Annotated in this window: 18 protein-coding genes; 7 read left to right on the plus strand and 11 right to left on the minus strand. The window is 66.0% G+C overall.

Annotation, left to right across the window (positions count from 1 at the left end):
• Window positions 1-164 precede the first annotated feature (164 nt).
• The 3 genes from ABXS05_RS18225 to ABXS05_RS18235 are packed head-to-tail and all read right to left on the minus strand — an operon-like array spanning window position 165 to window position 2,922.
• Window positions 165-653, minus strand: coding sequence for an SRPBCC family protein (locus ABXS05_RS18225; protein ID WP_149250621.1), 489 nt, complete (start codon window positions 651-653; stop codon window positions 165-167).
• Window positions 654-696: 43 nt separating this feature from the next.
• Window positions 697-1,671 (minus strand): YVTN family beta-propeller repeat protein, encoded by a 975-nt coding sequence (locus ABXS05_RS18230; RefSeq protein WP_311940551.1) that lies wholly within the window; start codon window positions 1,669-1,671, stop codon window positions 697-699.
• 39 nt (window positions 1,672-1,710) lie between these two features.
• Window positions 1,711-2,922 (minus strand): ABC transporter substrate-binding protein, encoded by a 1,212-nt coding sequence (locus ABXS05_RS18235; protein WP_367624927.1) that lies wholly within the window; start codon window positions 2,920-2,922, stop codon window positions 1,711-1,713.
• A gap of 301 nt (window positions 2,923-3,223) precedes the next feature.
• On the opposite strand from ABXS05_RS18235, the gene ABXS05_RS18240 reads away from it, so the two are divergent.
• The 6 genes from ABXS05_RS18240 to ABXS05_RS18265 all read left to right on the plus strand — a co-directional run bounded on the left by ABXS05_RS18240 (window position 3,224) and on the right by ABXS05_RS18265 (window position 7,810).
• Window positions 3,224-3,706, plus strand: a complete 483-nt coding sequence (locus ABXS05_RS18240; RefSeq protein WP_367625118.1) for a DUF2380 domain-containing protein — start codon at window positions 3,224-3,226, stop codon at window positions 3,704-3,706.
• A 66-nt stretch (window positions 3,707-3,772) separates the two neighbouring features.
• On the plus strand, window positions 3,773-4,471 hold the full coding sequence (locus ABXS05_RS18245; protein WP_367624928.1) for a (5-formylfuran-3-yl)methyl phosphate synthase: 699 nt from the start codon (window positions 3,773-3,775) through the stop codon (window positions 4,469-4,471).
• Window positions 4,468-5,067: an amino acid kinase family protein gene (locus ABXS05_RS18250; protein ID WP_367624929.1), complete on the plus strand. Its 600-nt coding sequence runs from the start codon at window positions 4,468-4,470 to the stop codon at window positions 5,065-5,067. Before ABXS05_RS18245 ends, ABXS05_RS18250 begins: the two co-directional genes overlap by 4 nt.
• The gene (locus tag ABXS05_RS18255; RefSeq protein ID WP_367624930.1) at window positions 5,064-5,621 is read left to right on the plus strand and encodes a flavoprotein; all 558 of its coding nucleotides are present in this window, start codon (window positions 5,064-5,066) and stop codon (window positions 5,619-5,621) included. Before ABXS05_RS18250 ends, ABXS05_RS18255 begins: the two co-directional genes overlap by 4 nt.
• Complete coding sequence (locus ABXS05_RS18260; protein WP_367624931.1) at window positions 5,600-7,000, plus strand: DUF6513 domain-containing protein; 1,401 nt, start codon at window positions 5,600-5,602, stop codon at window positions 6,998-7,000. Before ABXS05_RS18255 ends, ABXS05_RS18260 begins: the two co-directional genes overlap by 22 nt.
• 234 nt (window positions 7,001-7,234) lie before the next feature.
• Window positions 7,235-7,810 (plus strand): DUF447 domain-containing protein, encoded by a 576-nt coding sequence (locus ABXS05_RS18265; protein ID WP_367624932.1) that lies wholly within the window; start codon window positions 7,235-7,237, stop codon window positions 7,808-7,810.
• A 147-nt stretch (window positions 7,811-7,957) separates the two neighbouring features.
• On the opposite strand, the gene ABXS05_RS18270 is transcribed toward ABXS05_RS18265, so the two are convergent.
• Window positions 7,958-9,046 carry a hydantoinase/oxoprolinase family protein gene (locus ABXS05_RS18270; RefSeq protein ID WP_367624933.1) on the minus strand — a complete coding sequence of 363 codons (1,089 nt, stop codon included), beginning with the start codon at window positions 9,044-9,046 and terminating at the stop codon, window positions 7,958-7,960.
• An 82-nt stretch (window positions 9,047-9,128) separates the two neighbouring features.
• Between ABXS05_RS18270 and ABXS05_RS18275 the strand changes: the two genes are divergently transcribed.
• Entirely contained in the window at window positions 9,129-9,851 is a 723-nt protein-coding gene (locus tag ABXS05_RS18275; RefSeq protein WP_367624934.1) for a HisA/HisF-related TIM barrel protein, read from the plus strand.
• 284 nt (window positions 9,852-10,135) lie between these two features.
• Here ABXS05_RS18275 and fae read toward each other — a convergent pair whose 3' ends face one another.
• From fae to ABXS05_RS18310, 7 genes are all read right to left on the minus strand, one after another.
• On the minus strand, window positions 10,136-10,642 hold the full coding sequence (gene fae, locus ABXS05_RS18280; RefSeq protein WP_311940534.1) for a formaldehyde-activating enzyme: 507 nt from the start codon (window positions 10,640-10,642) through the stop codon (window positions 10,136-10,138).
• 156 nt (window positions 10,643-10,798) lie between these two features.
• Entirely contained in the window at window positions 10,799-11,647 is an 849-nt protein-coding gene (locus ABXS05_RS18285) for a triphosphoribosyl-dephospho-CoA synthase (RefSeq protein ID WP_367624935.1), read from the minus strand.
• Window positions 11,644-12,555 (minus strand): ATP-grasp domain-containing protein, encoded by a 912-nt coding sequence (locus ABXS05_RS18290; protein ID WP_367625119.1) that lies wholly within the window; start codon window positions 12,553-12,555, stop codon window positions 11,644-11,646. Before ABXS05_RS18290 ends, ABXS05_RS18285 begins: the two co-directional genes overlap by 4 nt.
• A gap of 94 nt (window positions 12,556-12,649) precedes the next feature.
• The gene (gene mch, locus ABXS05_RS18295) at window positions 12,650-13,624 is read right to left on the minus strand and encodes a methenyltetrahydromethanopterin cyclohydrolase (RefSeq protein WP_311940530.1); all 975 of its coding nucleotides are present in this window, start codon (window positions 13,622-13,624) and stop codon (window positions 12,650-12,652) included.
• Window positions 13,621-14,775, minus strand: a complete 1,155-nt coding sequence (locus ABXS05_RS18300; RefSeq protein ID WP_367624936.1) for an ATP-grasp domain-containing protein — start codon at window positions 14,773-14,775, stop codon at window positions 13,621-13,623. The genes mch and ABXS05_RS18300 overlap by 4 nt, the downstream gene beginning before the upstream one ends.
• Entirely contained in the window at window positions 14,741-15,634 is an 894-nt protein-coding gene (locus ABXS05_RS18305) for an NAD(P)-dependent methylenetetrahydromethanopterin dehydrogenase (protein ID WP_367624937.1), read from the minus strand. The genes ABXS05_RS18300 and ABXS05_RS18305 overlap by 35 nt, the downstream gene beginning before the upstream one ends.
• Window positions 15,634-16,671 (minus strand): beta-ribofuranosylaminobenzene 5'-phosphate synthase family protein, encoded by a 1,038-nt coding sequence (locus ABXS05_RS18310; protein ID WP_367624938.1) that lies wholly within the window; start codon window positions 16,669-16,671, stop codon window positions 15,634-15,636. The genes ABXS05_RS18305 and ABXS05_RS18310 overlap by 1 nt, the downstream gene beginning before the upstream one ends.
• Window positions 16,672-16,697 lie beyond the last annotated feature (26 nt).

Below are 16,697 nucleotides of genomic sequence, written 5' to 3' on the forward strand. Positions count from 1 at the left end.
CGCATCAACGTGAGACGTTGAGCTTGCGGGACAAAACGCGACGCCGAGGTCCCCTCGCCCCGCTTGCGGGGAGAGGGTAAGGGTGAGGGGCAGCACCATCCTGTAACCATTTCACCGCACCTGATCGGCTCGCCAGGCCCAAAATGAACGGTATTTCACAACCATCACTTGCCCTTGAGCTTGGCCTTGAGCTGGAGCAGGCCGGCCAGATAGATATCTGCCACAGCCTTGCGCGCAGCATCTCCCGAGACGCCCTTGGGGTCGAAGGTGGACGACCAGGTGATGGCGATCTTGCCCGGTTCGTCGTCCTCTTCCACCTTCAGGGTGGAGACGTAATTCTCGATCGGCAGGGGGCTCTCGAGAATCGCATAGGTGTAGGACGTGTCCTTGTCGTCCCATTTGACCAGCTTTTCGACGAATTTGGCGCCGTCCTTGGTGGTGAGTGTGCGGATCTTGGCGCCGTCCTTTTCCGAAAGCTCGCAGGAAGCGATGGCCGGATGCCAGGTCTTGATACCGCAGAAATCGCCGATCAGGGCCCAGGCTTTGGCCGGCGTGCCCTTGCTCTCGACGCGATTGGAGTTTTTTTCCGCGAGGGCCGGGCTGCAAGCAAGGCCCAATACCGCCACGGCGCCGACAAGAGTCGCGATACGCATGTTCTTCCTCCCCAGATCTTGCTGATTGAATCGTCGTGTCGCGTCAGTTCGGCGAAACCACCACGCCCCAGGGGGCCTCGCCGACCGGAATGGTCTTGATCACCTTCTGGCTGGCGACATCGATCACCGAGACGTCGTTGGAATTGCCGTTGGTGGCGTAGAGATATTTTTCGTCCGGCGTGAAGGCGAGCTGCCAGACGCGCTGGCCCACCAGCAGATATTTCTCGACCTCCAGGGTCTCGCCATTGATCACCGCGACGCGGTTGGCGGGCCCGAGCGCCACGAAGGCCGTCTTGCCATCCTTGGTGACGCGCACGCCAACGGGCTGGATCGTCTCGGCGGTGACGCCCGGGACCTGGAACTCGATCTTCTTGAGGATCTTGCGGGTGGCCGGCTCGATCACGCTGACGGTGCCGCCAACCTCGGAGCTCACCCAGACCTTGGAATTGTCCTTGTTGAATTCGGCAAAGCGCGGGCGTGAATCCACCAGCACGCTATCGATCACCTGGAAGCTGGTGGTGTCGATGAAATGGGCCATGTTGGTGGTCTCGGAGGTGTTCACCAGCATCTTGCCGTCAGGGCTGATGCCCATGCCCTCCGGCTCGACGCCGACGGGCACGGTGGCCAGCACCTTGTTTTGCTGCACGTCGACCACCGTCACCTGGGCATCGTCCTCATTGGCGATGTAGAGGGGGTTGCCGGAAGGGTGCAGGATGAAGAGTTCGGGATCGGGCCCCGACTGCAAGGTGCGGGCCACCTTCATCGTCGCCGTGTCGATCACCTCGACGCCGTCGTCGTCGCTGGCACACAGATAGAGGGATTTTCCGTCATTGGAGATGGTGATGCCGCGCGGGCGACGGCCGGTCGGCACGGTCTGCTTGACGGTCTGGGTCTCGGAATCGATCACGGAGATCGAATTGCCCTTCTCGTTGGAGACATAGACCGTATAGGCCTGCGCCGTTCCGGCCAGGCAAGCGGCCGCCAGCCCCAAAAAAGCAGCCTTGGCGAAATGCGGCATGATCCGGTTCCTCTCCAGGCGGGCATCCCCGCAGCGCGTTCACGGCAAATGACATTGGCTTTCGGGCTGATCGGCGCCGAGCGTATCGAGCACGCTGCGCTGATGCAGGTAACCGGGCTGCGGCGACACCGAAACGATCGCCATCGGCTGGGCAATCAGCACCGGCTGGCGCAGCTGGTGGTCCCAACCGCGAAAATTCACCGGTACGCCCTTGAAGGCGGCCAGCTGGAATTTCGGATCGACGAGGAAGGTCGAGATCGCCGCCGGATCTGCCGACTTGGTCCGCGTCACGGCTTCCCCCACCGCACGTACCGCGACCCAGGCCTGATAGTCGATCGGCCGCATGGTCCGCTTGGCCCGCTTGAAGAAGCGGCTCTGCAGCTGCGCCGAGCCCCAGGCATCCTGGGCGCGGTGCCAGGAGGTCGCGATCAGGCCCTGCGTACCGGCGATGACCTTGGGGTCCCAGGTGCGATAGCTGAGATAGTCGCCGAAATCGGCCTCCTCATCGGCCACCAGCATGATGTCGTAGTCGACGCCGCGGCTGAACACCAAGGCATCCGACTGGGTGATGCTGTCGCTGCGGGCGCGGGCGAGCGGACCGAATTCCCAGGCCTTCTCGGCTACGAGGGTAAGCCCGAACTTCTTGGCCGACTGCTTGAGCGCGTCGGCATAGAGCTTGTCCGCCGCGGTAGGCCCGTAGGTGAGGAAGAGCTTCATCCAACGCTTGGTCGCCAGATACTGCACCAGCGCATCGGTCAGCATGGCGCGGCTCGGCGGAACGTGGAACACATTGGCGCGGCAATCGGCGCCGCGCAGCTGGTCGTCCTGCGCGGCAGCGTTGAACACCACCACCGGCCGTCCCTTGAGGGCATCGGCGACGGCGAGGAGTTCGTCCGCCGTCAGGGCGACGACCAGGAATTTCGCCCCCGCATCGGCCAATTTGACGGCCGATTCCACCGGCGACTGGCCCTTGTCCAGCACGACCTGATCCAGCACATAGCGCTGGCCGGAAAAGCGGCCTGTGGTGTTGTTGTCGTCGATGGCAAGCCCCGCACCGGCCGCGGCCTCGTCTTCCGGCGTGGGATCGAGTTCGTAGAGCGCGGGCGGCGGTGCCTTGTGGGTAATGACCCCGATGCGGACCTCAAGCGGTTCGGCCGCCCTTGCCGTGCCGCAGGACAGCATGGCCACAAAGGCGCACAGCAAGGCTGCCATCAGGCTGGACAGGCTTTTTGAACTCGCAGCCGGTAACACATTTCGCTCCCGAACGCGCAGGCCTCTGCGTGCCTGAACATCAGCAAGCTTACGCATTGCAATTGAAGAACGTCAACTTAATATACCTAAGGAATTTATAAGCCGAATACAGTCTGTACTGGCCTTCATGTTCATGGCAATTTTTACTAGAACGTGAACTGACATGCTTTCATAGAATATTCTTAGTTGCGAAGGGACCACTGTGCTTGAATGGATGTCCCTGATTGCAGGAACGCGCCGGCGCAGCCTGAAGTATTGGATCGGAAGACATCGCGGCCAGCTGCAGCAGACGGGCGTGGCAATGCTTGTCCTGCTGGCAGCGGCCCTTGTGCACCCCGTGCCGGCCCGCGCCAGCGAGGCCGGTAAGGCCCTGCTCGCCCTGCCCTTCGGCTATCTCGACACGTCCGGCGAGGCATCCGACCAGAAGGAAGCCCATGCCGACCGGCTGAAGGCGATGTCGACCCGCCTGACCGACCGGCTGCAGGCGGGCGGCTTCTACCGAATCGTTCCGGCCACGCCGGGAATCATCGCCTGTGCCGGCAACGACCAGGATTGCCTGCTGGGAGAAGCACGCAAGGCCGGTGCGGATTTCATCCTGACCGGAGCCGTGCACAAGACCAGCACCCTGATCTCGGCGATCTGGGTTGGCGTTTTCGACGCCAAGGACGGCAAGCGCATCTTCTTCCGGCAGATCAGCTTCCGCGGCGACACGAATGAGGCCTGGCAGCACGCCACGGACTTCGTTCTGGGCCAGTTGCAGGAAGAGGCGCGGCAGGCGCGGTGAAAAATCGCATGGTTGCCGCCGAACGCCCATGAGGGCATTGTGGGACATAAAGAGGAAGAGCGCATCGTGACCCGTTTGCTTGTCAGTGTCGTCGACAGCGCCGAAGCTGGGCTCGCCCTTGCGCAGGGGGCCGATCTCATCGATGCCAAGGATCCGGAGGCCGGCGCCCTGGGCGCCCTGCCGCTTGCCACTATCCGCAGCATTCAGGCCGGCCTGCCCGAGGACACCATTACCAGTGCCGTTGCCGGCGACGACGACGATGTCGAGCGCCTTGCCGACAGTGCCCTGGCGATCGCCACCACCGGCGTCACCTTCGTCAAGCTCGGCCTCGGCCGGACGATGGCCCAGCCTGCCAGCGTCGCTGCGCTCGGCCGGCGGCTTGCCGGGCATGGCCGCTTCATCGCGGTCCTGTTCGCCGATGAGAACCCGCCGCTGTCCCTCACAGCCGCGCTGCATGAAGCCGGTTTTGTCGGTGCCATGCTGGATACGAGCCAAAAAAGGGGGATCCGCCTGCCCGACCTGCTGACGATGGACCAGCTCAGCTCCTTTGTGGCGGGCTGTCGCCAGCTCGGCCTGATGTCAGGGCTTGCCGGCTCCCTGCGCATCGAGGACATCGACCCGCTCGCCGTCCTCGGCCCCGACTATCTCGGTTTCCGCGGCGGGCTCTGCCTGGCCGGCGATCGCCGCGGCCAGCTCGACCCGCAGGCCATCGGCCGCGTGGCTCGCCGCCTTCAGGCAGTCCGGCACGGCGAGCAGGCTGCATGAGCCTGACCGTGGTCAAGATCGGCGGCAGCCTGTGCGGCTCGGCCCGCCTCGAGCGGCTGCTCGGACAACTCGCCAGCGAAATCGAGACACCACTGGTACTGGTCGCCGGCGGTGGCCCCTTTGCCGATGCGGTGCGCCAGGTCCAGGCGGCCATGCCCTTCGACGACATCCTCGCCCATCGCCTCGCCCTCGATGCCATGACGCACCTGGCCGAAGTGCTGGCCACCCGCCATCCGCGCCTGACAGCGGTGGGAAGCAGGGCTGACGTTACGACAGCTCTGGGGGAGGGCAGGCTCCCGATCTGGCATCCCGCCGAACTGCGTGCGGGACATCCCGATATCGCCGAGAGCTGGGCGGTGACGTCGGACAGCCTGGCGGCCTGGCTGGCGGCCGAACTGAGGGCCAACAGGCTCATTCTGGTCAAGTCTGTCGACGTCCCCGCCGAATCGACCCCCGCCGCCTTGGCGGCGGCCAATATCGTCGACGCCCATTTTCCCCGCTACGCGGCCCGGTTCACCGGTTCCATCGTGGTAGCGGGTCCTTCCAGCGACGACAGGCTTGCCGCGCTGTTTCCCGTTCCCTGCGAGGCCTCATGAGCCGGCGTCCTGCACAACCACGCCTGGCCTGGGCCCTCACCGGCTCCGGGCATTACTTCACCGAATGCCTGGAGCTGATTCGTGAAGTGGGGGATTGCGACCTCTTCGTCACCCGCGCCGCAGCTGAGGTGATCCGCATGTATCGCAAGCAGTTCGAGGCGTTGCCCAAGGGCACGCGGCTGATCAAGGACACCACGGCCAGCGCCGCCCCGGTCGGTGCCTTCTATCACGGCGACTACCATACGCTGGTGGTGGCGCCGGCGACCTCGAACACCGTGGCCAAATGCGTTTTCGGCATCTCCGACACGCTCGCCACCAATGTCTATGCGCAGGCCGGCAAATGCCGCATCCCCTCGATCGTGTTTGCCTGCGACACGGCACCGGAGATGGAGACGCAGGCCCCCTCCGGCATGGTCAAGGTCTATCCAAGGCGCATCGACCTCGACAATGTCGAAAAGCTCAAGGAATTCGAGGCGACGACGGTGGTCGAGACCTATGAGAGCCTGCGCCAGGCGGTGCTGGAAAGGCTGAAATGCGTGACCATCTCGCCCTGATCACCGGCCATCTCAGCCGCGTGAGGCTCGAACGCACGATGACGGCTCTGGGCCCGGTTTCCTTCGACTGGCTGATCCTCGATGCCGGCGTCAAGGTCGCTGCCCTGATGACGGAGGAGATCATCCGCCGGCGCGTCACCCTGCCCGAGGGCATCACGCGCGTCTTGTTGCCCGGCCGTTGCCGGGCCGATCTCGAAGCCCTTTCCGGCCATTTCGGCATTCCCGTGCAGCGCGGCCCCGACGAGATCGCAGACCTGCCGGCCTTTCTCGGCCGGGGCGGCCATCCGCCCGACCTCTCGAGCCACGACGTCACCATCTTTTCCGAGATCGTCGACGCCTCCCAGCTTTCGCCCGAGCAAGTGCTGGAACGCGCCCGCGCCATGGCTGCCAAGGGCGCTGATGTCATCGACCTCGGCGCACTGCCCGACACGCCCTTCCCGCATCTCGAAGACAGCATCAGGCTGCTCAAGCATCACGGCTTCAAGGTCAGCGTCGACAGCGCCGCGCCCGCCGAACTCAGGCGAGGCGCAGAGGCCGGCGCCGATTTCCTGCTGAGCCTCAACGAACACACGCTCGATCTTGCCCTGGGGACGCAGGCGGTCCCGGTGCTGGTGCCGGTCGAGCCCAGCGATCTCGCCTCGCTGCTACGGGCGGTCGAGCGCATGGAGCAGGAGGGCCGACCCTATATCGCCGATCCCGTGCTCGATCCCATCCATTTCGGCTTTGCCGCCTCGCTCGCACGCTATGTCGAGTTCCGGCGCCTGAAACCGCAGGCCGAAATATTGATGGGAACCGGCAATCTTACGGAGCTGACCGAAGCCGACAGCCTGGGCCTCACCGCCCTCTTGATGGGGATCTGTTCGGAACTCGCCATCCGCCAGGTGCTGGTGGTGCAGGTCAGCGCCCACACCCGCCGCACGCTGCAGGAGCACGACGCCGCGCGCCGGCTGATGTTCGCGGCCAAGGCCGATGGTTCCCTGCCCAAAGGCTATGGCTCGGCCCTGCTCGCTCTCCATGACAAGCGGCCGGTGGTGAGTTCGCCGGAACAGGTGGAGCAGAATGCGCAGGCAGTGCGCGATGCCAATTTCCGCATCGAGGTCAGCGATGACGGCATCCACGCCTATAACCGCGCCATCCATGCCCGCGGCACGGATGCCCTGGCCTTCTATCCCGAGCTCGATGTCGCCGGCGATGCCGCCCATGCCTTCTATCTCGGCACGGAACTGGCCAAGGCGGAGACCGCCTGGCGACTCGGCAAGCGCTATGCCCAGGATGAGCCGCTCGATTTCGGCTGCGCCGCGGACAGGCCAAGCGAAGACGCCACCGGCTTCAAGGCGCCCGGCCATACGCTGGCCGGCCGCAAGGAAACAAAAAAATGAGGAGAGCCGATTCTCTACCCTCCCCTGGAAGGGGAGGGTCGGCCTGACAAGGCCGGGGTGGGGTGACTTTCTCGTAGGAATATGCGGTTTTCTTCGGCAAGCGCTGCGTTTCTCACCCCACCCCGACACTTCGTGTCGACCCCAGACCATTCCGAGAGGAATGGTCGACCCCACCAGGGGAGGGTAAAGAATTGGCGCGCCACGAAAGTGGGTTGTCGCGTAGAGGAACGAATGATGCCGCGCATTCTCGAAACCATCGTCACCACGCTCAATGCCGACGGCAGCGCCCATCTGGTGCCCTTCGGCCTGATCGAGGAAGGCGAGCACTATGTGGTCGCGCCCTTCCGCCCCTCGCCGACCATCGCCAATCTGGAACGCCATCCCTTCCTTGCCGCCGCGGCCCCGGTCGACGTCAGGGTGATCGCCGGCTGTGTCACCGGGCGGCGCGGCTGGGCGACCCTCCCGTGCGAGCGGATCGAGGGCGTCAGGCTGGCCGAGGCCTTCGCCCATATGGAGCTTGCGGTCGAAGCCGTGGTTCCCGACGAGGCCAGGCCCCGTTTTCGCTGCCGCGTCGTACATCGGGGCCTGCATCAGCCCTTCCTCGGCTATAATCGCGCCCAGGCGGCCGTGCTGGAAGCGGCCATCCTGTCGACGAGGCTGCACATGCTCAGCCCCGACAAGATCCGCACCGAAGTGGATTACCTTCGCATCGCCATCGGCAAGACGGCCGGCGAGGCCGAGCTGGAAGCCTGGCAGTGGATCGAGGAAAAGATCCTGGCCGGGCCGACACCGGCTGGCTCATCCGGCTGAGACGCGCCCTCCGGACCCAAAACAGTTCTGTCATTCCCGGCCGAGCATAGCGAGGGGAAGAGAATCCAGGGGCTGAAAAACTCCAATTATGGCCCCTGGATCCCCTTCCCTCGCCACGATGTGGCTCGCCGGGGATGACAACGTGCTTCAGCCCCGAGCTGCATCCGAAACCTGATCGGCCGCGAGCAGTGCGAGCGACACCGCCGGCGCGCAGGAGGAGGCCCAGTAGCTCTCCGCCCCCTCGGCGCCCGGCACCAGATCGGCAAGATCGTGATAGGTGAGGCCTATGCGGGCCGCCAACGCCTGCACCACGAAGCGGCCGACGCCGCAGCCCACCACCGGCGGGCGCGCCGTGCCTTTGCGGCGCGACAGGATACGTGCGGCGGCATCGTGCAGGCGGCGCAGTTGCAGTTCGGCGAAATGAGCCGCCAGTTCGTTCCAGACATGATCGGGCGCGTCGCCCGCGTCCTGGCCGACGACGCGTGCGAGCCTTGTCCGCGTGGAGGCGAGGCTCTTGTCGCGGCCATCGGCCGTGTCGTGCTGGTCGGCCTCCTCGGGCAATGTGCCGAGCAGGCGATGGACATCGGCAATGGTGGCGAAATGCTCGGCGACCAGCGTGACGTCCTGCCCCTGGAAGGGCAGTCTTTCGGCGAGCGACATCAAAGGCGTGCGCACGACGCCGGCATAGACGAGTTCGCCCGATGCCAGTCTTTCAGCATCCGTATAGCCGACGCCCGTGATCCTGCCTTCCTCGATCGGGATGAGATCGGAGGTGGTTGAGCCGATGTCGACCAGCAGGGCATTCGGCAGGCGGGAAGCAACGAAGGCCGCGGTCGCATGCCAGTTGGCCGAGGCGACATCCACTGCATGGGCAGCCGCGCGATGGGGAGGCAGGAAACCCGCCCGTCCGCCATAGATGGCGATCTCGCCCTGGCAATGCCGGGTGGCCCAGTCGGTCAGCGCCGCGACGCCGGCGGCGCGATCGTCGAACAGAGCGCTGAGCTCACCGGTCATGGTCACCGCATGGTGGCGCGCCTCGCGCGCCCAGGCCGGCAGGGCGGCGAAGGCTCCGTCGAGCACTGCAAGCCCCTGCCTGATCTGGTAGGGTTCCTGCCTCACCGCCTTGAGCCGGCCTTGTGCCACGGCGGCAACCTTGACATGCACGCCCCCGAGATCCCAGCCCAGCACCAGGTCGTTCGTGGCGAGCCCCGGATCATCATACGCAGTCGAATCCATACCGATCACTTTCACGGCCTGTTGCTTCCACCATTCAAGGCGCCGTGCCACAAAGGGGCAACGCCGCTTTCGAGTCGTCATCATGCCCGCACCGGATCGACAGGACAAAGCCCATGCCGCTCCGGGCGCAAGCCCCGGCGTCGAGATCGTGCCGGTCATCGATCTCCGCCACGGATCGGTGGTGCGGGCCAAGGCCGGAGACCGGGCTCATTACCAGCCGATCATCACGCCGCTCAGCCCCACGGCTGATCCGGTCGACGTCGCCACCGGCCTGCTCAAGGTCGCCCCGTCCCCCCAACTCTACGTCGCCGATCTCGATGGTATCGAGGGACGCGGGCGCGATACCACAAGTCTCCGGCGTCTCGCCGCCGCCTTTCCGGCGGTACGCCTGTGGGTCGATGCCGGCATTGCCACCCGCTCGCAAGCGGAAGCCTTCCTGGAGGAAGGGCTCGGCCTTCCGGTGCTCGGCTCGGAGAGCCAGAGCGACGACAGGCTCGTGCGGGACCTGGCCGGTCAAGCCGTACTGTCGCTGGATTTTCGCGGCGACGACTATGTCGGCCCGGACGCGATCCTCGCCACGCCCTCGATCTGGCCGGAACGGGTGATCGTCATGACGCTGGGGCGCGTGGGCATGGGCAGCGGCCCTGATCTCGAAAGGCTGTCCACGCTTCGTCGGCAGGCTCCGGCCCGTTGCAGGCTCTATGCCGCCGGTGGCCTGCGGGACAAGGGCGATCTTGCCGCCCTCGCCGAAATCGGCGTGTCCGGCATTCTCGTCGCTTCTGCCCTGCATGACGGGCGCCTGTGAGGCTGTATTCGGAATGTCAGCCTCCGGCTGACATCTTGCGTGCTGGCAAACGCTTGGTTTCCAGGGTGTCAGCCTCGCTCCATCAATTGATGGAGCTGTGAGGCTGACACTCCTCGTTTCCCGCGCCCTACCGGCAACGCTTGGGTGAAGCGCATTGGGGCTCGCCGGAGAAACTGGGTTCCTCCGGCGAAGTTTCAGCGTCCGAGAAAGATGGCAGCCAGCCGCTGAAGCAGGCCTGCAGGCATGGGCGCAGCAGGCGGCTCCTGCCCAGGGCTGTCCCCGATCTATGCGGCGAAGGGGTGCTTGACCTGCTCGCGCTTGCTGGTGGCTTCGGCCGCGCTCGGCCAGCCATTGACGGCGCGTTCTATCGCCTGCTTGGTCGCTTCGTAGTTGTATTTCTGGATCTTGGCGTCGTCGTCCGCCAGCCAGTGGATGAAGACACCCACGCTGATGAAGATGTCGTCGGCCTCGTCGGCGGGAATGGTACCGTCGGCGACGCTGTCCTGCACCGCACGCGCCACGGCGTGCTGGGCCGGACCGAACATCTGCACCGCTTGCTTGGCGCCCTTGATCGTCACCTTGTTGAACAGCAAGGTGTTGGGCTTGCATTGCAGGTTTGGGGCGATCACCGCCAGAAGCGAGGTGAAGCCGTCTTTGTTGTTGGTGAGGGCGTTGCAGAACGCCGTCTCCGCGGCCGAGCCGCGAGGACCCATGATCAGGTCGATATGAGCGACTTCATTGCCGTCGCCGACAAGAGATTCGCCGATCAAAACCTTGTTGATCTTTGCCATATTCGATAGTCCTCCCTGCGAGAACAAAGGCCCCGATCCCTTGGAGCGGCGGCCGAGCCATCTATCCTTGTTTGCAGCGTTCGACACGGCGCCGAACCGGTTGGCCAGATAGCTTTATGAGCGTAATCGCGCATTCCGTCACCAGCAAGCATCCGTTCAGGTGCCCGCGGCCGGAAGGCGCATGATCGCGGCGGCAAACAATGTCGCCACGGTGAAGTCGGCGGAAGTTCCGGGGTTGAGATCTCCTTTCTTCAGTTCGGCATCGAATGCCAGCAAGGTTGCGAGCGAGGCCGGGCCTGGTGGACCCGCCTCGATGATTTCGGCGGCGCGCGCCCGCACGGCTTCGGCCTGCTCGCGGCCGCGGCGGCGCTCGATATGCGTATCGGCAAAACGCGACAGGAACGCCATGTGCACCGACGTGGTACACCAGGGCTCGTCGAGGCCCGCCGCTTGTGCCTGCCGGAGCGCCGGCAGGCCCGTCTCGAAGACATCCTCGAAATCGGTGAGATAGGCCCGGGCAATGCGGTCGCGCCCGGCGGCTTCACCCATCGCTTCGCGCAAGGTCACGGTCGGCGCTTCGTGGACATCGTGGCGATCGGCGCTTCCCAGCCCGCCGGGCGAAGCCAGGCGGATCGCCTCGAAAGCATCGCGCGCATCGATCCTGTCGAGTCCCGACAAGATCGAGGCAAGCGCCGCACGCAAGTCTCCCCCCGCCTCGGCGGCCGCAGCAAGCGGCGCACAAAGCAGCACGATACCCAGATTGGTGTTCCAGCCTATGGCCTCGCGCGTCGCCCGGATGGCAGCGAGGATACGAGCCCCGACGCTGGCGCCCGGTTGGCCGATCCAGGGTGCGGAGGCCACCGCGCTCGCCTCGAAATCGGCGACCTTGGTCTCGCCGATATCGGCGAAGACATGCACATTGCCGGGCTTCAGGGCCCGGAGTTCGGCGAGGCAGGCGTCCCGATAGGCACCGGCAAGATCGAGGCTGGGGCGGTGATAGTTCATGACACGGCCACCATTGCCGGACGGTGGGCGGCGTAGACGGCCTTCAGGAAGGCACGGACGACGGCCTCGCTGATATCGACGTCGACGATGCTCTGCAGGCCGGACCAGGACGGCATGCTGTTGACCTCGAGGAGCAGGAAGCGGCCGCGATCATCCTCGATGAGGTCGACCCCGCAATAGGATACATCGACTGCCTGCGCCGCCCTCAGGGCAAGGTCCGCAGCCTCCTCCGGCATCCGCCAGGGCGATGGGCGCCCTCCCTGGTGGACATTGGTGATCCAGCCATCGCCCTCGCGCGCCATGGCTGCCACCACGCGACCGTCGCAGACGAAGACGCGATAGTCCCGCCAGCCCTCGACGTTCCGGCGCACGAAACGCTGCAGATAATAAACCCGCGCCACCTCCTCGAGTTGGGGAAGATCGTCCGGTATGCCGATCAGGCGCAGGCCCTCGCCCTGGGAGCCGAACAGGGGCTTGAGAACCAACGGCACGCCCGGCTTGGCCTCGCGCCGCACGATGTCCATCGCCGCCTCCCGGCTCGACACCACGAAGGTATCCGGCGTCGGCAGGCCGGCCCTGGCGATCAGCAGGCTGGTCATCGATTTGTCGACGCAGCGCTCGATGGCGCGGGGGTCGTTCCACACCACCACGCCCGCGGCGACCAGGGCATGCAGCACGCCGAGCCGCAGGGTGGTCGCCTCGAAGGTGCCGCCCGATATGGTGCGCAGCAGCACCCCATCCGGCAATTCCCCCTCGAAGCCGGGAATGCGCAACGGCTCGCCCCCGCCGGTGACCATGGCCACATCAGCCAGGGAAAACAGCACCGGCTCGATGCCGCAGGCGCGCAGGGCGCCAAGCAGGCGCCCGCGATGCCATTCGCCATTGTCGGCTGCGAGACCGATGCGCAATCCGCGTCCCACAGGGTGTTCGACCGGGTTCAATTCGAGATGTCCTACCAAGGGTTCCTGCGAGGTTGGGGTCCTGTGAGCTCGGCGTTCGATGCTACGAGAAGGAGGCATCCACCAGGTCCGGCATCAGATGGCCGCCGCGGAAGGTCTCGCCGTTCTCGAGTGCGGTGACGATGACCTCCGCCGGGCTGAACAGATGCGGATCGATGGCATAGAAGTCTCCCTTGAAACGGCTGAAAATCTCGGCGAAGGGCTTGCCGTGGTCGCGGGAGGTGGGACTCGGCAGGGCTTCAGCCAGCGATTTGGCGGCCTGGGCGGTGCCGGCCACGAACAGGTGGACACGCCCGCCATAGATGATCGCATCGTTGGTGCGGCCCATGGCGCGTACGAAATCCGGCGTCGGCGGCGCCAAGGGCGCCGTGCCCAAGCCATCGACGATATCGGCAAGCGGAAAACCGAGGCTGTGCGCCTTGTGCAGCGCGACCTCGAGCACGCGGCTGACGACCTGGGTCGCCCCGGCCAGGCTCTGGGTCGGCGCATAGATGAAGGTGAGGGCTTCGGGCGCCAGCCGCGTCGCTTCCGCAACGTTGCGCACCACGGTCTCCGGTGGCGGCGAGGCGGTTTCCAGGATCAGGACGGCACTGTCGGCCTCGTCGCTGTAGCCCAGTTCCACGAAGAGAGGCTCCACCCGCGCGGCAGCGCGTCCCGGCCCCGAGCCAAGCGCGAAATAGGCCTCCTTGCCGCTTCCGGCGCGCAGGCTCCAGCCGGCATATTGGCAGCCGAGACACGCCAGGACGGGATTGGTCGTCTGCACATTGACGGAGAAGGGCCAGCGCTCCACCGGCCCCGTGGGCGCGATCGATACACGGCCGAGCCCCGCCAGGCAGATCTCAGCAACCCGGCGGCCCGCTTCGATGGAGCCGGGAACACCGGCACCGGCATCGATGAAGCGACATCCGCCCGGGCCCGCGCTGACGGTCAGCCGCAGACCCGCCGCATCGGCGACGAGGCTGTCGACCAACGGTCTGGCCAGGGCATTGACGCTTGGGGGCTGCAGAAAAATCGTCACGCGGGAATTCTCTCCTCTTGAACGAGACGGATGATGTCCGCACCACGCTGGTCGAGCAGACGTCGAACCTCAACAGCTTCCCCGCCTGTGGCGGCGACGGTGCAGATCGGCGCCCCGGCCTTGATCGCGCTGGCGCGCTCCGGCCGGTCCGCCACGAAAGCCGGCCATGCGATGTCGGGCACCCTGGCGACAGGCCTGTCGGCATAGACGATCATGGTGCCGGCGGCCGCCTCCGGAGGGGCCTCGAACACGCCCAATTCGCCTCGGCTTGCACGGCAATGGCGCTCGAACAGCGGCGTCTTCCGCCGGTCGAGGCAATCGAGCGTAGCGCCCGGCCGCGGATTGATCTCCAGCAGCCACCAGCGATCCGGCGTCACCATCAGGTCGGCGCTGGCGAGGCCTCGCAACCGGGTGGCCGCCACGATCCGGCCGATCGCCATCTCAATCTCAGGATCGATCGCAAGCGGCCCGCCCGGCTCGATGGCGCCGCCATAGCGCCATGCCGCCCCCCGGCCGGGCGAAACCCATTGACGCGTGCGGGCGATCATCTGAGCCCGGTGGCCATCGGCGAGGAAGGCGACGGAAACCGGCTCCCCCTCGACCGCCCGCTGCAGATAGCTCCCGCGCACCACCCTGTTGGGGCGGGCCTTGCGGATATGACTTCCGCCCGAACCGCCGCGACGCTTGGACAGCCAGCCCGAGGACGAGGCGACCGGCTCCAGCCGGACCTGTGGGTGGCCGATGCCGAGTTCCGCCAGCAGGCGCGCAAAGCCTATCGGATTCTTCAGGCTGGCCACCGTGTCGGCACTGGCACCGATCAGGCCGAAGCGCTCATCGATGGCCTGGATCAAGGCGGGGCTGGCTTCAAAGCCGCTGCCGAGAACGACGCCGAGAGGCGGCCCGGCACTGGCAAGCGCCAATTGGTCCAACGCGTCGAGGACGGCAAGGCCGGCGACACCCACGCCGAACCGACCCTTGACCTGGCGATAGCCCGCGGCCAGGGCTCTGGTATCGCTGTCACCGAAGAGGTCGACAACCAGCGGCCTGTACCCCGCGCGCCTGGCTGCAGCGGCAAGGCCGCGGCCCGACTGGGCGGCGATCAGGACGCTGGCGCCCTCACCCTGCGATCTCGAGGGCAAGCTTGTACGCATCGCGAAAATCCAGGCTGATCGGCTTCTCGGTTGCCAGAAGGCGACGGAACAGGCCGAGTTCGGTCTTGTATTTGACGTTTCCGATCGCAAGCGCACCGACCGCCAGCGCCTTGCCATGTCCAAAAGGCTCGCCATTGGCCATCACGCCGACGCCCTCCACCCCTGCCGGCGGGACGGCGTTGACATCGGCGGCGACCAGCAGGCCCGGCACGGACTCGAGATCGGCCGCGGAAAGGATGTTCACACCGGCGGGCCCGCTGGACAGGACGATTTCGGCACCGGCGACCGCCGCCCGGCGTGCCTCGGGCGTGCTGCCATCGGCATACCCGATATCGACGCCGAAGCGCTGCTTGATGCCAGCGGCAATGTCGCTCACTCGCTTGGTGCCGTCATGGCCCGCCAGCACGGCGTGGCTGCCCTCGAGCGCAACCAGTACGCCGGCGCAATAGGCGACGACACCGGTGCCGCCGAAGATCACGACCTTGCGGCCGGCCAGTTCGCCGCCATGCTTGTCCCTCAGCACGGCCCTGACCTTGGCGACCATGGCCGCGCCCGTGGTGAAGGAGCCGGCCGGATCGGTGAACAGATTGAGGGCGAAAGGCGGCACGAAGGCCTTCTGTGCGGCATCGAGCATGTCGAGCGCAAGGCCGCCGTTCTTGCCTCCGATGAAGATCGAGGTGCGGCTGCCATCGCCCGGCGCCCGCGAGAAGATGGCGTCCTGCACCAGCGGCCGGATTTCCTCCAACATCACACCCGTATAGGGAATGACGACATCGAAACCGGCATCGACCGCCATGTTGACGTCGAAGGGACTCATATGCTTGAGCGGCGAGAGCATATGCAGGATCGATCGGGCCATCAGAACGCGAGCCTCCTCTTGAGCGCATGGTCACGGTTGATCCGCACCTGAGCACCCTGGTTGCGTCCGCGGACGACCTCCAGGCGAATGCCTGGCGGCAACCCGTCGGCCTTCAGTTCGGCGACCAGCCGGCGTGCCTCGCTGTCGGAACCGATAATCACGAAACCGGTGGGGCCCCAGGAACTTTGCCCGATGCCGCCAAAGCCCCGCTGCTCGCAGGCGGCCAGCACCTTGGTGACGATCGGACTGGTGAAGCGACCGCCCTGCGCCGACGCAAAGTGATCACCCACCACGCGCTGCAGCTCGGCCACGCCGGCACCGAAAGCCTCGACATCCCTGCCGGCCGCGGCCGGCAGGATGCGCATCAGGGCAAGACGGCACAGATGTGCTGCGGCCGCCTCGGGAAAGGGCGGCAACTGCCGGAAGGCGCTGACCTCGGCCTCGCCATGCAGGCCGTGGGATGAGGTGTCGAAGACCAGCAGCACCCGCCAATCCTCGGGAAAGGGCAGGCGGGCCAGAATCGGAGGGGCGCGATCATCCTCGCCACGTCCGCCATCGAGAACCAGGCCGCCTTTTTCGAACGCGGCCAAGCCGGCGGAAGAACGATTGCCCCTGTCGAGCGCCTCTGCGGCGTCGCGCGCCTGAAAGGGCCGCCCCCGCAGTCTGGCAAGGCCCGCCGCGACCGCCAGGGCGATCTGCGTCCCAGAGCCGAGGCCGGCATGGGGCATGATGCTGCGCCGCAGCCGAAAATGGCCGCGCGGCTCGACCTGGAGATGGTGTGCCGCCGCTTCCGCATAGCGCAGTACGCGTTCGGCTTCCTCCCCCTCGGCGATCAGGCGTTCGGCATCCGATACGACGAGATCCACGGCAGGGCTGCTCACGGCCAGCCCCAGGCTGCCGAAACGGCGACCGAGACCGCCATGGAGATCGAGAAAACCGAGATGCAGGCGCGCACTCGCCCTTACCCGGATCGAAGCGGGACTTGCCAGGGAGGCGGACTCGAATCCGGGTAAGGTCGTTCCCTTCTGCTGGTACATCGGCGCGGCCTCCCCAATAGGAAAAT

The sequence above is a fragment of the Labrys neptuniae genome, from assembly GCF_040797145.1.
GTDB lineage: Bacteria > Pseudomonadota > Alphaproteobacteria > Rhizobiales > Labraceae > Labrys > Labrys neptuniae.